Here is a 12,655-nt window from a genome sequence, read left to right on the forward strand (position 1 = left end):
GCCCCCATTATCGGGCCGCGGGGCCGCCCGCGCGGAGCCGAGCGGAGCAATACCGGTCAGTGGACGAGCCGGCTCAGGCGGGGCGGCGGGTGGGGGCGGCGGGGGCCGGGTAGGTGCGGGACTGTTTGACGCTGCCGAAGGCGAAGCTCGATTCGATCGAGGTGATGCCGGGGATGGCGTGGATGCGGGTGCGGACCAGCGCCTCGTACGCCTCCAGGCTCTCGATGACGACGCGGAGCAGATAGTCGCTGCTGCCGGCCATCAGATAGCAGTCCTGGATGTGCTCGATGTGGCCGACGGCCTCCTCGAAGAGGGCGACCGCCTCGGCCGTGTGCCGTTCCAGCCGGATCCGGACGAAGACGGTGATCGGGAGACCGTAGGCGACCTGGTCCACCATCGCGGTGTAGCCGCGGATCAGGCCCGCCTCCTCCAGGCGGCGCACGCGGCGCAGGCAGGGGGAAGGGGAGAGGCGGACACGGTCGGCGAGGTCCTGGTTGGACAGCCGCCCGTCGGCCTGGAGCTCGCGGATGATCTGGAGATCGACAGCGTCCATGGCGCCTCCCCGGCCCCTTCCGATGGCTTCGACGGCACTTCTCGGCCACCGCTTGGCAGATCCTGCCCCAAACGTATGTCCAGGAGGCAGAAGTAGCAATCGGCTGCCCCGAGCGAAGCCCTAGCGTTGCCAGGTGACCAAAACACATCGGCAGGTCGGGGGAGGCACCGCGTTGACCAGCACGGAGACGACGGCCGCCACGGGGCGGACCGGGGTCTCGCCGCAGGCCTGGGGCATGATCGCCCTCGGGCTGACGGTGAGCATCTGGGCGGCCTTCGCCCTCAGCGCCCGGGCGCTGAGCACCTCGACGCTGCTGCCCGCCGACGCCGCCCTGCTGAGGTTCGGGGTGCCGCTCGTGGTCCTGGCGCCCGCGCTGTGGCGGCGGCGCCGCCGGATCGCGCGGGTGCGCCCGGCCGCCGCGCTCAAGATCGTCTGTGGGGCGGGGGTGCCGTTCTTCCTTGCCGCGATGTACGGCGGCTCCCTGACCTCGGCGGCGTTCGTCGGGTCGATCGTTCCCGGCATGGTCCCGCTGTTCGTCTCCGCCCTGATGGTCGCCAAGGGGCGCGGGCTGCCCCGGGGCAGTCAGGCCGCCGGACTCGCCCTGATCGCCGTCGGCGTGGTCGTGCTGGTCTGGCGCCATGTCGTGCCGCTCAACGGCGACGTCCTGACCGGCTCCGCCGTCCTGCTGATCGCGAGTGGGCTGTGGGCGCTGTACACAGTGGGTCTGCGGGAGGTCGACCTCGACCCGGTCGGGTCGATCGGGCTGCTGTGCCTGCCGTCGTTCGCCGTCATCGGGCTACTCGTCCTGACCGGGGTGCTGCCGACCGGCCTCGCCCGTGCGGAGGGCGGCGACATCGCGCTCTTCCTGGTCGTGCAGGGGCTCGGCGTCGGCCTGTGCGCGGGGCTGCTGTACGCCTTCGCCATCCGCCGCCTCGGTGCGGAGCGCAGCTCCGTGGTCGGCAGCCTCAGCCCCGTCCTGGTCGTCCTGCTCGCCGTTCCCCTGCTCGGTGAGTCCCCCACCCTGACCGTGCTGATCGGCGTCCCCCTCATCACGGCCGGTGTCCTGCTGGCGAATCGACGCCCACCGGCCACCCCGCCCGTCGCACCTGACGTACCCGTCACACCCGACGCACAGAATCCCCTTCCCCGTCTCCACCCCAAGGTGCCCGCCGATGCTTGAGCTGCTGCTGCCGCCGCCCGCCGACCCCCTGTGGGAGCTGACCGAGGAGTTCCGGTCCGACCCGCGCCCCGAACGCCTGAACCTCGTCCTCGGCGTGTACCGCGACGAGGCGGGCACCACGCCCGTGATGGCGGCCGTCCGTGAGGCCGAGATACGGCTCGCCGAGCGCTCCGACTCCAAGGAGTACCGCGGCCTCTCGGGCAACCTCGCCTTCAACCACGCCATGGTGACGACGGTCCTCGGCACCGGCGCCGCGGCCGGACGTGCCGCGGCGGTCCAGACGGTCGCGGGCACCGGCGCGCTGCGCCTGCTGGCCGACCTGATCTGCCGTACCCGCCCGGGCACCACGGTCTGGATCAGCGATCCCGCCTATGTGAACCACCGGCCCATCCTGGAGGCCGCGGGACTGACGGTACGGACGTACCGCTGGGCCGACGCCGAGGGCCTGCCCGACACGGCGGGCCTGCTGGCGGACCTGTCCCAGGCGCGCCGTGACGACGTCGTCCTGCTTCAGGGCTGCTGCCACAACCCCACCGGCGTCGACCCGGAGCCGGAGACCTGGCAGGCGCTGGCCGAACTGGCCGTACGGGACGGCTGGGTGCCGTTCGTCGACCTCGCCTACCACGGCCTGGGGGACGGCCTGGCGGCGGATCTTGCGCCCACCCGCATGCTGGCCGAGCGCGTCCCGGAGATGCTGATCGCGGTCAGCTGCTCGAAGAACTTCGGCCTCTACAGCGACCGGACCGGCTGCGCCATCGTCCTCGGCCCGTCGCCGCGCGCGCTGCGCCACGCCGAGACGGCTCTGCAGAACGCCGCCCGGACGCTGTACTCGATGCCGCCGGAGCACGGCGCCGCCATCGTCACGGCCGTCCTGGGGGACGACCGGCTGCGCGCCCTGTGGGAGACCGAGCTCGACGCCATGCGGGGCCGGATCGGCGCCAACCGCGCCGATCTCACCGCCCGGCTGGCCGCCCTGGGACACGCCGCCGAGGCACGTGCGCTCGCGCGGCAGAAGGGGATGTTCTCCATCCTCCCGCTGACGTCTGATCAGATGCTCCGGCTGCGCAGGCAGTTCGGGGTGTACGGCACCACCACGGGCCGGATCAACATCGCGGGCGTCTCGGCGCACCAGATCCCCTACCTGGCGCAGTCGGTCGGAGCGGTCCTGGACGCGCACGCCATGGCGCCGGGGGCTCTCGCCACCTCGCCGTGACCGGTCCGGTGGCCGGCCCGGGGGGCCGGCCACCGTCCGCCGGGCGTCGCATCCGATCAGGTGGCATCGCCGGGCCGGCCAGTGCGCCCGCCAGGCCGCCGACCGGCCCGGGACTACGTTGACGGCCGGTAAAGGGAGGAAGCGATGACCGATCACCCGAACGCCGCTGTGTTCCGGCGGGCCCTGGCGGCCTTCGCGGCAGGCGACATGGAAGCGCTGGCGGAGGTCTTCCACCCCGACGTCGTCTGGCACAACTCGGGTCATGGACCGCTGTCGGGAGACTTCCGCGGCCGCGAGGCCGCGTTCGAGCTGTTCCGTCGTGACTTCGAGATGTCCGGCGGCACGTACCGCCCCGAGCTCCACGACGTTCTCGCCAACGATGCCCACACGGTCGCCCTGCTCCATGCCACGGCGGAGCGCGAGGGCAAGCGGCTCGACATGGACTACGCCATCGTCTTCCACATCGACGGCGGCAGGATCGTCGAGGCGTGGGTCTTCTGGGCCGACCAGGCTCTGTACGACGGGTTCTGGTCGTAGGGACCCGCCCTGCCGGGACGGCAGGGCGGGGGTGCCGGTCAGGCGGACGCCGGGACCGGGGCCTGGCGTTCGGCGGCGTGGAGGAGGCCGATCAGGGAGGTACGGGCCCTGGCCACCCGGGAGCGGACCGTCCCGATCGGGCAGGAGCTGACCTGAGCCGCCTCCGCGTAGGGCAGGCCGAGGAGCTGGGTGAGGACGAAGGCCTCCCGCCGCTCCTCGGGCAGCGCGTCCAGGAGTTCGGCCAGGGCGATGCCGTCGTCGAATCCCGGCAGGCTGCGCGGCTGCACGCGTTCGGCGGCGCTCAGCCAGTCGTCGGTGTCGGAGAGGCGGGGTCGGCACGCGGCGTGCCGGAGGCTGTCCACGACCGTGCGGCGGGCTATGGACAGCAGCCAGGTGCGCGCGGAGGAACGGCCCTCGAAGCGGTGCAGGCTGCCGAGTGCTCTGAGGAAGGTCTCCTGGGTCAGGTCCTCGGCGGCCTGCGGGTCCCCGCTGAGGTAGCTCACATAGCGGCGTACGTCGAGGTGCAGAGCGTGCACGAACCGTTCGACCGCGACCGGGTCGCCGTCCCGTGCGGCGAGGGCCCAGCGGGTGGCCGGTTCGTCGGACGCGGCCGTACATCGCGGCCCGGTCGGCGCGGGGGCGGCGGACGCGGCCGCGCGGACCACGGTCGTGCGGGTCGGGGCAGAGGTCGGGGCAGGAGTCATCGCCTGGTGTCCTTCTCGGAAGTCAGGAACCGGAATTCAGGAATCCGCGCGACTCAGGCATCCGCGGGATTCAGGAATGCGGGGTCCCGTGTGTGGGGTACGGCCGCGGTGGGTTCACGCGGCCGATGCCCGAGCGCCGAAGGGCGCGTCGGGAAACCGGCTGTCAGACGACAGCGGTCCCCTGGGGCGGACCCCGGAAGGTGAGGGCGAGGGCGAGCAGCAGAAGCCTCGGGGCGCGGGCGGCGCGGCGCCGGGGAGCGCGGATGCGCGGAAGGTGCGGCGGCGCGGGCGCCAGGAGCAGCAGCCGCAGCGGGGCCACGAGCCGGCAGGCGACGGCCCGCAGGATCCGGAAGGCGGCGCGCTCGCCGTGGCCGAGCCACAGTCCGCACACCAGCGCCGCCAGTAGGTGGGCGGCGAGCATTCCGGTCGAGGACATGCCGCCGAGAAGGCCCATGTCGTGGGTGAGGCCCATGTCCTGGGCGGCCGCTGCCGGTGCCGCGGTGGTGTCCGCTCCCATGTGCAGGGCGTGCGCGGCGTGTTCGCTCAGCGACATGCGGTCCATGCCGGGCGGCGGCTCGTGGGGGTGGTCCCCGAGTCCGGCCGCCGTGACGAGACGGGTGGCCTCAGCCTCCGGCGGGGCGGCCGCGTCCCCGCAGAGCAGATGTCGCGCCCATTGGCGGGCGAAGGACGTGCCGTCCGCCGTGGCGGCCCGCGCCGACGCCTGCGCGAACGAGAAGCCGGTGTGCAGCGCGGCCTGCGCGCCCACCGCGACGGCGGCGACGGCGGACCGTCCGCGCTCGCGCCCGCCCACGGCCCAGGCGACGGCGCCGGCGGCCGTGGCTCCGCAGGCCAGCGCCCAACCGGGCACGGCCGTACCGGACATCAGGATGTGGCCGAGGGCGGCGAGCAGCACGCAGACGGCCGCGAACACCGCGGCCCGTATCGCACGGCACATCCACCCAGCAGTCATGGCGGCCACATCCTTGCATCCGCGCCCGTCGCTTCGAAGGGCAGTACGGGCATGTTTCGCAGGTCCGTTCAGCGTGCGGCGGTGTGGTTCATGTCACAGGGGAGGTGCGGGAACCGCACCGCTCCCCGGTCCGACTCCTGCGTGAGGCGAAGTCCGTACGGAGACGGGATGGTGGCGGTGGGTCAGGGGACGACGACGCGGACGCGGGCGGGCGAGAGGGGCATCACGGCGCTGCTGACCTGCGCCATGGCCTTCTCGATGCTCCAGCTGTTCCTGCTGGGCGCGTTGGGGCCCCGCCTGGTCGACGAGTCCGTGGTCTCGGCCGGCGTGCTCGGGCTGACCACGACGGTCGGGTTCGGTGCCGCGGCCGTACTGTCCCCGGCCGGGGGCCGGGTGGTGGACCGGTTCGGTCCGCGCCGGTGCCTGGTCGCCCTGTTGCTGCTGTCCGCCCTCGCCCTGGCGGCGATCGGCGCGGCGCCCGGCGCCGGGGTGCTGTTGGTGGCGGTGGCGCTGGGCGGGCTGCCGCAGGCGCTGGCCAACCCGGCGACCAACAAGGCGATCCTGGCCGCCGTGGAGCCCGCGCGGCGGGGCCCGGTCACCGGCCTCAAGCAGTCCGGCGTCCAGCTCGGCGCGTTCGCGGCCGGGCTGCCGCTCGCCGCGCTGGCCGGGGTCGCGGGCTGGCGCGGTGCGGTGTGGGCGGCGGCCGGGGCGGCGGTCGTCGCCGCGATCTGGGCGGCGCGCCTGCTGCCCGCCGATCCGCCGCCGAAGGCGACGCCGTCGTCCTGGCTGCCGCGGGGCACGATCGCCTGGCTCGCGGCCTTCTCGCTGCTGCTCGGCGGGGGCATCGCCTCCGTCAACACCTATGTCGCGCTGTACGGCACCCAGCGTCTCGGCCTCGGCCCGACGGCCGCCGCCGCGCTGGTCGCCGTGCTCGGGGTGGCCGGGATCGCGGGCCGTGTGGGCTGGTCGCGGCTGGCCGGGGACCCCGCGCGGGCGGTGTGGCTGCCGGGGGTGCTGGCGGCCGGCGCGGTCGGTGCGGCGCTGCTCCTGGCCGCGGCCACGCGACTGCCCGTGCTGGCGTGGCTCGCGGCGGTCGCCGTGGGGGTGTTCGCGGTCGCGGGCAACGCCGTGTCGATGGTGCTGGTGATGCAACGGTCCGCCCCGGGCCGGGCGGGCCAGGACTCCGCGCTGGTCTCGGCCGCCTTCTTCGCCGGTTTCGCGGTCGGCCCCCCGCTCTTCGGCCTGCTCGCCGAGGCGGGCCGCTACGGCACCGGCTGGCTGCTGGTGGCCGCAGAGTTCGCCGGGGCGTGCGCGGTGGCGGTGGCCTGGGCCGTACGGGACCGGGCGGGTCGGACGCGGGGCGCGGCGTCCGAGGGGCAGGCGCCCGCATGAGCGGCGGCGCACCGCGCTGGGCCGCCGAGGCCCTCGACGACGTACTCGCCCGGGTGGCCGCCACCTACCGCGAAGTCGGCCCCCGCTTCCCGCTGTTCGCCGATCCGGAGAGCGGGGCGTGGACGACGTCGGCCCGGGGGTCGTGGACCGGGGGGTTCTGGGCCGGGCTGTTGTGGCTGCGGGCGCGGCACAGCGGCGAGGCGGCGCACCGGGCGGCGGCGGGCGACTGCACGGCCCGGCTCGGCGGCTGGGTGGAAACGGACACCGCGACCCGGGGGCTCATCCACTGGTACGGCACCGCGCTCGCCGACGACGAGCGGTCGGCGGCGCTGCGGGAGCGGGCCGCGCGTGCCTGCCTCGCGGCGTACGACCCGCGCCTGGGTCTGGTGCCCTGGGGCGGTGCCTTCGGCGGGCCCCGGCTGCTCGCGCGGGTGGACGGGGTGCCGGGCATGGTGCCGCTGCTCGCCACCGTGGACGAGCGGGCCGCCGCGAGTCATCTGCGGACGCATCTGGAGCTCTGCGGGGAGCGTTGGGCGTGGGAGCACGGGCCAGGCGGGTGGGTCGCGTGCGAGACACCGCCGCCCGGCTGGAGCCGGGGCCGGGCCTGGCTGCTGCTGGCCCTCGCGGACCGCACCGCCCAACTACCGGGCGTACCGGACGCGTTGATTCCCGAGCGGCTGGTCCCCCTGGCGGGCCGTGCCGCCCAACAGCCCCGCCTGTCGGACGCGTTGACCCCGGACCGGCTGGTCTCAGTGGCGGACCATGCGACCGAAGGACCCGGCGTACCGGACGCGATGGTCCCCGACCGGCTGGTCCCGCTCGCGGACCACCCCACCGAACGCGCCCACGTACCGGACGCGATGGTCCCCGACCGGCTCGTCCCCCTGGCGGACCGTGCCGCCCAGCACCCCCGCCTCCCAGATGCGTTGATCCCCGACCGGCTCGTCCCCCTGGCGGACCGTGCCGCCCAGCACCCCCGCCTCCCAGATGCGTTGATCCCCGACCGGCTCGTCCCGCTCGCCGACGCGTCCCGGCCGGACGGGCCCCTCGACACCTCCGCCGCCGCGGTCACGGCGGTCGCGCTGCTCAAGCTGGGGCGGCGCGAGCGGGGCCTGGCCGTCCTGGAGGAGCTGGTTCACCGGCATCTCGCGGCCACCGGGCGGCTCCTGGACGGCTGTTACGACCTCGACGCGGGCACCGCCGTACGCCATGAGCTGGTCTGGGGGACGTTCTTCCTCGCCGTCGGTCTCGCGGTCGTGACCGGGCTGCTGGACGCCCACGCCGTCTGAGGGTCAGCGCAGCAGCCGCCGCGCCACCGCGCTGATGTGGAGCTCGTCCGGCCCGTCGAGGATGCGGGCCATGCGTCCGGTGCGAAAGAGGGCGGGCAGCGGCGTGTCGGGGCCCAGGCCGACCGCGCCGTGCACCTGGATCGCGGCGTCGGCGACCTGCTGGAGCATCCGGGCGGCGGCGACCTTGGCGAGGCCCACCTCCACGGCCGCGTCCCGGCCCGCGTCGAGCCGGGCCACGGCCTCGTGGACGAGCGGGCGGGTCGTGCGCAGGGCGAGGAGCGCCTCGAAGAGGTGCTGTTGGACGAGTTGGAGTTCGCCGAGGGGGCCGCGGGAGCGGGTGCGGGTGCGGGCCCTGTCCCGCATCAGCTCGAAGGCCCGCCGCGCCTGGCCCAGCCAGCGCAGACAGCGCAGGGTGCGGCCGAGCTGGAGGCGTTCCCCGGCGACGGCGAGCGCAGCTCCCCGGGCGCCGACGAGATGGTCGGCGTCGACCCGTACACCGGAGAGTTCGATCTCCCACTGGCCGCCCGCGCCGAGGACGGGCAGTTCGCGCACCACCCGGAAGCCGGGTGATCCGGTGGGGACCAGCAGCAGGGAGAGGCCCTCGCGGTCGGGCGCGGCGCCGTCCGTGCGGGCCAGGACGGTGACCAGGTCGGCGTCGGCGGCTCCGGTCGTGAACCACTTGCGGCCCTCCACGCGCCAGCCGCCGCCCTCGGCGACGGCCTGGGTGGCGGTGAGGAAGGGATCAGTGCCGGGGGTGTCGGGTTCGGTCATGGCGTAGCTCGTCCGGATCTCCCCGGCGACGAGCTTCTTCAGATACCGCTCCCGCACCCGGGGGGCGGCGTGGCGGCGCAGCATCAGCGCGTCGAGGAGCGGCGCCGAGCCGAGTGCGGCGGGGCCGTGGTCGCTGGCGCCTTCGGCCTCGGCGACATGGGCGTACGCCCGCAGGGGCAGGCCCTGTCCGCCCAGGTCGGCGGGGAGCGGCAGCGCCCACAGGCCCTCGTCCCTGGCCCGGTGGTTGAGGGCGCGCAGGGTGTCGGCGGCGGCCGGGCCGCCCGCGTCCAGGAGGGGTTCGCTCGGCATGACGTGGTCCCGGACGAAGGCGGCGACCCGGTCCCGCAACTCCCGTACGTCACCGGCACATTGGGGATCTCCGTACAGGTCCTGCGGCCCGCTCTCGGTCACTTTCCTCCGCCTTTCGGGAACCCGTGGGAACGGCTGTCCGACTGTCTGGTCCGTGGAACTGGTCGGGTGCGACCGCCCCCGGGTTCCCGGCATTCCGGAAGACGAAGGAAGGGAGAGGCATGGCAGTGCCAGTCAGCACAGGGACGGTGCCCGTCACCTCGGCAGGGGCCCGGCCGCTCGACGGTCTGGGGCTGGAGGCCGCGGGGCCGCCGGCCGGGCCCTGGGGCGGCCTGGTCGGGGAGCATCTGCGGCTGCTGGGAGCGACCGGTCCCGACGGAGCCGCGGGCGGGGAACTCGCCCTGGGCGGCGGAGGGTTCGAGCCGGTCACGGCCCGTACCGTCTGGTCCGGCGGGCGGGGGTCCGAGCTCGTCGACGAGGCGACCGTGCAGGCCGCCACGGGCGTCATGGCCGTGCACGGGCGCCGCGACGACGACCCGCGGGGGCTCGCCGTCGACTACGCCGCCACCGCGGCGGGGGTCCTGACCGTGCAGGGCCTGCTCGCGGCGCTCGTGGGGCAGGCACGCGGCGGGCGGGCCGCGCGGGTGACGACGGGCGTGGACCGGGCCGGGCTGCTTGCCGTGTCCCAGTATCTGGCGGCGGCGGGGGCGGACGAGGGTGAGGCGGCCGAACTGGCCCCGGGCGGGCCGCCGTTCACCGCCGCCGACGGCACCCTGTTCGAGCTGGAGACCCTGGACCCGGGGGCCTGGGCGGTCTTCTGGCGCGCGCTGGGCGCGCCCGAAGCGGCGGTACGGGCCGGCTGGCGCCCGTTCCAGTTCCGCTACGCGACCGCCTGCGCGCCGCTGCCCGAGGCGCTGCACACCACCGCCCGCGCGTCCTCCTGGGAGGAGGTCCGGGCCGCGGCCGGAGCCTCCGGGGCCGAGGTGTGCGCGCTGCGCCCCCTCACGGACCGGGGCATCGGCGAGGCGCCGCCGTGGGCGCTGACCCCATACGGCACGGCGCCGGATGGCGCCCTCTCCAAGCGGAGGGAAACGGCGGGAGGGCCGCTGGCCGGGCTGACCGTGCTGGAGGCGGGCCGCCGCGTCCAGGCCCCGCTCGCCGCGCATCTGCTGGGGCTGCTCGGCGCCGAGGTGATCCGGATCGAGCCGCCGGGCGGCGACCCGCTGCGCGGCATGCCGCCCGCCTGTTCCGGCGTCTCGGCACGCTGGCTGGCCCTCAACCGGGGCAAGAAGGCCGTCGAGATCGACATCAAGTCGGCCGGGGACCGACGCCGCCTGGTGGAACTGGCCGCCACCGCCGATGTGTTCCTGCACAACTGGGCGCCGGGCAAGGCGGCCGCACTCGGCCTGGACCACGAGGACCTGGCGGCCGCGAACCCGGCGCTCGTCTACGCGTACACGAGCGGCTGGGCGGGCCGGGTGCCGGACGCGCCCATGGGCACCGACTTCATGGTGCAGGCGCGCACCGGCGTCGGGGAGGCCGCCCGGCCCGCCGACGAGCCGCCGGCGCCGTCGCTGATGACCCTTCTCGATGTCCTGGGCGGGCTGCTCGGCGCCGAGGCGGTCCTCGCCGGGCTGCTGCTGCGGGAGCGGACCGGGCGGGGCGTGCGGGTGGACTCCTCGCTGCTCGGCGCGGCCGACGCCCTGACCGCCCCGGCGCTGCGGCGGGCCGCCCAGGGTCTTCCGCCGCGCCGCCGGGCCGGGTTCCGGCGGCCGCTGCGCACCGCGGAGGGCTGGATCGCGCCTACCGATTCCTGCGCGGCCGCGGCCGCCGCGTACGACCTGCGGGACCTGTCCGGCACCGACGCCCTGGCGCTGCTGCGCACCCACGGTCTGGCCGCGACCGCCGTCACCACGGATCTCACGGCCCTGCACCACGATCCGCGCTTCACCGGAGCGCGGTCGATCACCCGGGACGCCCATGGGGCGTCTGCCGTCCCCGACCCCTGGAGCTTTCTGTGACGCTCGCGCTGCACGATCTGCTGCCCGCCCGGCTGCGCCGTTCCTGGACGGTCGACGGGACCTGCCCGGACCTCGACCTGTACAGCCTCTACCGTGCCCACCAGGTCGCCGACCCTCACCGGACGGCCGTCGTCGACGCCAAGGGGAAGCTCTGCTACACCGCGCTCGACCGTAAGGTGCGGTCTCTCGCCGCCGGGCTCACCGGGCTCGGCATCCGCCCCGGTGACGTGGTCGGCGTGCAGCTCCCGGCCGGCCGGCACGCCGTGATGGCGGATCTGGCGCTGGCCGCGATCGGCGCGGTCGCGCTGCCGTTCCCCGTCGGGCGCGGCACACGGGAGGCGGCCTCGCTGCTGGCCCGTTCGGAGGCGGTCGCCGTGCTCGCCCCGGCCGAGCACAGGGGCTGCCGGCCGGCCGAGGATCTGCTCGCGCTCCGTGGTGAACTGCCTTTCCTGCGTACGGTGATCGCGGTCGGGCCGGGCGACGCCCCGGACGACTGCGTCCCGCTGACGGGGCTGCTGCGCACGGACGCCGGTGAGTTCCGGCCGGGCCGGCCCGACCCCGACGCGGCCGTACGCATCCTGGTCTCCTCCGGCTCGGAGGCGGAGCCGAAGATGGTGGCGTACTCGCACAACGCGCTCGCGGGTGGCCGGGGCAACTTCCTCGCCTCGCTGCTGCCGGACAGCCGTCCGCCGCGATGCCTGTTCCTGGTGCCGCTCGCGTCCGCGTTCGGCAGCAACGGCACCGCCGTCGCTCTCGCCCGGCACGGCGGCACGCTGGTCCTGCTGGAGCGGTTCACCGCGGACGCCGCCCTCGACGCGATCGTCGCGCACGAGCCGACGCATGTGCTGGGTGTGCCGACGATGATCCGCATGATGCTGGACCGGCTGGCCGAACAGCCCCGCGCGCTGCCGTCGCCGACGGCGCTGGTCCTGGGGGGCGCGGTGCTCGACGCGGCGACGGCGGCCGAGGCGCGGCGGGTCTTCGGCTGCCCGGTGGTCAATCTGTACGGCTCCGCCGACGGCGTGAACTGCCATACAGGACTGGAGGGTTCGGCTGGCGAACCGGAGGGGCCGGGGGTGTGGGCGGGGCGTCCTGACCCGCGGGTCGCGGACATCCGGATCGCCTCGCCCGACGCGCCGCGCCACGCTCCGATGACGGAGGTGCCCGCGGGGACGGTCGGGGAGATCGTCGCGCGCGGGCCGATGACACCGCTCTGCTATGTCGGCGCTCCGGATCTCGACGCCCGCTACCGCACCGCCGACGGCTGGGTCCGTACCGGCGACCTCGGTCTGCTCGGGCCGGACGGCGGCCTGCGGGTGGTGGGCCGGCTCAAGGACGTGGTGATCCGCGGCGGCGCCAACATCAGCCCGGCCGAGGTGGAGGTCGAGCTCGCCACGCATCCGCTGGTGCGGGACGTGGTCTGTGTGGGCGTTCCCGATCCGCTGATGGGGGAACGGCTGGCGGCGTGCGTGGTGTCCCGGGACGGCCGCGGCCTCACGCTCGACCAGCTGGGCGCGCATCTCGACGCGCGGGGCCTTGAGCGGCGCAAGCACCCCGAAGTGCTGCTGCTCTTGGACGCGTTGCCGCTGACCCCGGCGGGCAAGCCGGACCGGGCGGCGCTGCGGGAGCGGTGCGCGGCGGGGCCCGTGGCGGCCTGAACGGCAAGGGGGGTGCGCCCGGGAGCCCCGGCGCACCCCCCCTTTTGGCTGGCGGCGC

The 12,655-nt window shown here is 75.3% G+C and carries 11 protein-coding genes; 7 read left to right on the forward strand and 4 right to left on the reverse strand.

The features are described from left to right. Positions 1 to 73: 73 nt before the first annotated feature. A complete protein-coding gene (locus ACZ7LT_RS08675) occupies positions 74 to 553 on the reverse strand; it encodes an Lrp/AsnC family transcriptional regulator (protein ID WP_471235259.1) in 480 nt (159 codons plus the stop codon). 172 nt (positions 554 to 725) lie between these two features. Between ACZ7LT_RS08675 and ACZ7LT_RS08680 the strand changes: the two genes are divergently transcribed. From ACZ7LT_RS08680 to ACZ7LT_RS08690, 3 genes are all read left to right on the forward strand, one after another. Beyond that, the gene (locus ACZ7LT_RS08680) at positions 726 to 1,733 is read left to right on the forward strand and encodes an EamA family transporter (protein WP_471235260.1); all 1,008 of its coding nucleotides are present in this window, start codon (positions 726 to 728) and stop codon (positions 1,731 to 1,733) included. Beyond that, on the forward strand, positions 1,726 to 2,946 hold the full coding sequence (locus tag ACZ7LT_RS08685; protein ID WP_471235261.1) for an aromatic amino acid transaminase: 1,221 nt from the start codon (positions 1,726 to 1,728) through the stop codon (positions 2,944 to 2,946). The genes ACZ7LT_RS08680 and ACZ7LT_RS08685 overlap by 8 nt, the downstream gene beginning before the upstream one ends. 144 nt (positions 2,947 to 3,090) lie before the next feature. Continuing rightward, positions 3,091 to 3,483, forward strand: a complete 393-nt coding sequence (locus ACZ7LT_RS08690; RefSeq protein ID WP_471235262.1) for a nuclear transport factor 2 family protein — start codon at positions 3,091 to 3,093, stop codon at positions 3,481 to 3,483. Positions 3,484 to 3,521: 38 nt separating this feature from the next. Here the strand turns inward: ACZ7LT_RS08690 and ACZ7LT_RS08695 are convergent, their stop codons facing one another. Further along, on the reverse strand, positions 3,522 to 4,187 hold the full coding sequence (locus ACZ7LT_RS08695) for a sigma-70 family RNA polymerase sigma factor (protein ID WP_471235263.1): 666 nt from the start codon (positions 4,185 to 4,187) through the stop codon (positions 3,522 to 3,524). 163 nt (positions 4,188 to 4,350) lie between these two features. Continuing rightward, positions 4,351 to 5,157 (reverse strand): hypothetical protein, encoded by an 807-nt coding sequence (locus ACZ7LT_RS08700; RefSeq protein WP_471235264.1) that lies wholly within the window; start codon positions 5,155 to 5,157, stop codon positions 4,351 to 4,353. Between the two features lie 168 nt (positions 5,158 to 5,325). Between ACZ7LT_RS08700 and ACZ7LT_RS08705 the strand changes: the two genes are divergently transcribed. Next, positions 5,326 to 6,549 carry an MFS transporter gene (locus ACZ7LT_RS08705; RefSeq protein ID WP_471235265.1) on the forward strand — a complete coding sequence of 408 codons (1,224 nt, stop codon included), beginning with the start codon at positions 5,326 to 5,328 and terminating at the stop codon, positions 6,547 to 6,549. Then, positions 6,546 to 7,838, forward strand: a complete 1,293-nt coding sequence (locus ACZ7LT_RS08710; protein ID WP_471235266.1) for a sugar ABC transporter permease — start codon at positions 6,546 to 6,548, stop codon at positions 7,836 to 7,838. Before ACZ7LT_RS08705 ends, ACZ7LT_RS08710 begins: the two co-directional genes overlap by 4 nt. A 3-nt stretch (positions 7,839 to 7,841) precedes the next feature. Here the strand turns inward: ACZ7LT_RS08710 and ACZ7LT_RS08715 are convergent, their stop codons facing one another. Next, a complete protein-coding gene (locus ACZ7LT_RS08715) occupies positions 7,842 to 9,020 on the reverse strand; it encodes an acyl-CoA dehydrogenase family protein (protein ID WP_471235267.1) in 1,179 nt (392 codons plus the stop codon). A 119-nt stretch (positions 9,021 to 9,139) separates the two neighbouring features. Here ACZ7LT_RS08715 and ACZ7LT_RS08720 point away from each other — a divergent pair, with 119 nt between their 5' ends. Next, positions 9,140 to 10,939, forward strand: a complete 1,800-nt coding sequence (locus ACZ7LT_RS08720) for a CoA transferase (protein ID WP_471235268.1) — start codon at positions 9,140 to 9,142, stop codon at positions 10,937 to 10,939. Beyond that, entirely contained in the window at positions 10,936 to 12,597 is a 1,662-nt protein-coding gene (locus ACZ7LT_RS08725; RefSeq protein WP_471235269.1) for a class I adenylate-forming enzyme family protein, read from the forward strand. Before ACZ7LT_RS08720 ends, ACZ7LT_RS08725 begins: the two co-directional genes overlap by 4 nt. Positions 12,598 to 12,655: the final 58 nt, after the last annotated feature.

The sequence above is a fragment of the Streptomyces sp. NPDC039465 genome (assembly GCF_055639315.1).

Bases quoted from the DNA above. Each gene is read 5' to 3' on its own strand.
- ACZ7LT_RS08675 (WP_471235259.1), bottom strand. From the start codon at position 553: ATGGACGCTGTCGATCTCCAGATCATCCGCGAGCTCCAGGCCGACGGG.
- ACZ7LT_RS08685 (WP_471235261.1), top strand. From the start codon at position 1,726: ATGCTTGAGCTGCTGCTGCCGCCGCCCGCCGACCCCCTGTGGGAGCTG.
- ACZ7LT_RS08690 (WP_471235262.1), top strand. From the start codon at position 3,091: ATGACCGATCACCCGAACGCCGCTGTGTTCCGGCGGGCCCTGGCGGCC.
- ACZ7LT_RS08695 (WP_471235263.1), bottom strand. From the start codon at position 4,187: ATGACTCCTGCCCCGACCTCTGCCCCGACCCGCACGACCGTGGTCCGC.
- ACZ7LT_RS08700 (WP_471235264.1), bottom strand. From the start codon at position 5,157: ATGACTGCTGGGTGGATGTGCCGTGCGATACGGGCCGCGGTGTTCGCG.
- ACZ7LT_RS08705 (WP_471235265.1), top strand. From the start codon at position 5,326: ATGGTGGCGGTGGGTCAGGGGACGACGACGCGGACGCGGGCGGGCGAG.
- ACZ7LT_RS08710 (WP_471235266.1), top strand. From the start codon at position 6,546: ATGAGCGGCGGCGCACCGCGCTGGGCCGCCGAGGCCCTCGACGACGTA.
- ACZ7LT_RS08720 (WP_471235268.1), top strand. From the start codon at position 9,140: ATGGCAGTGCCAGTCAGCACAGGGACGGTGCCCGTCACCTCGGCAGGG.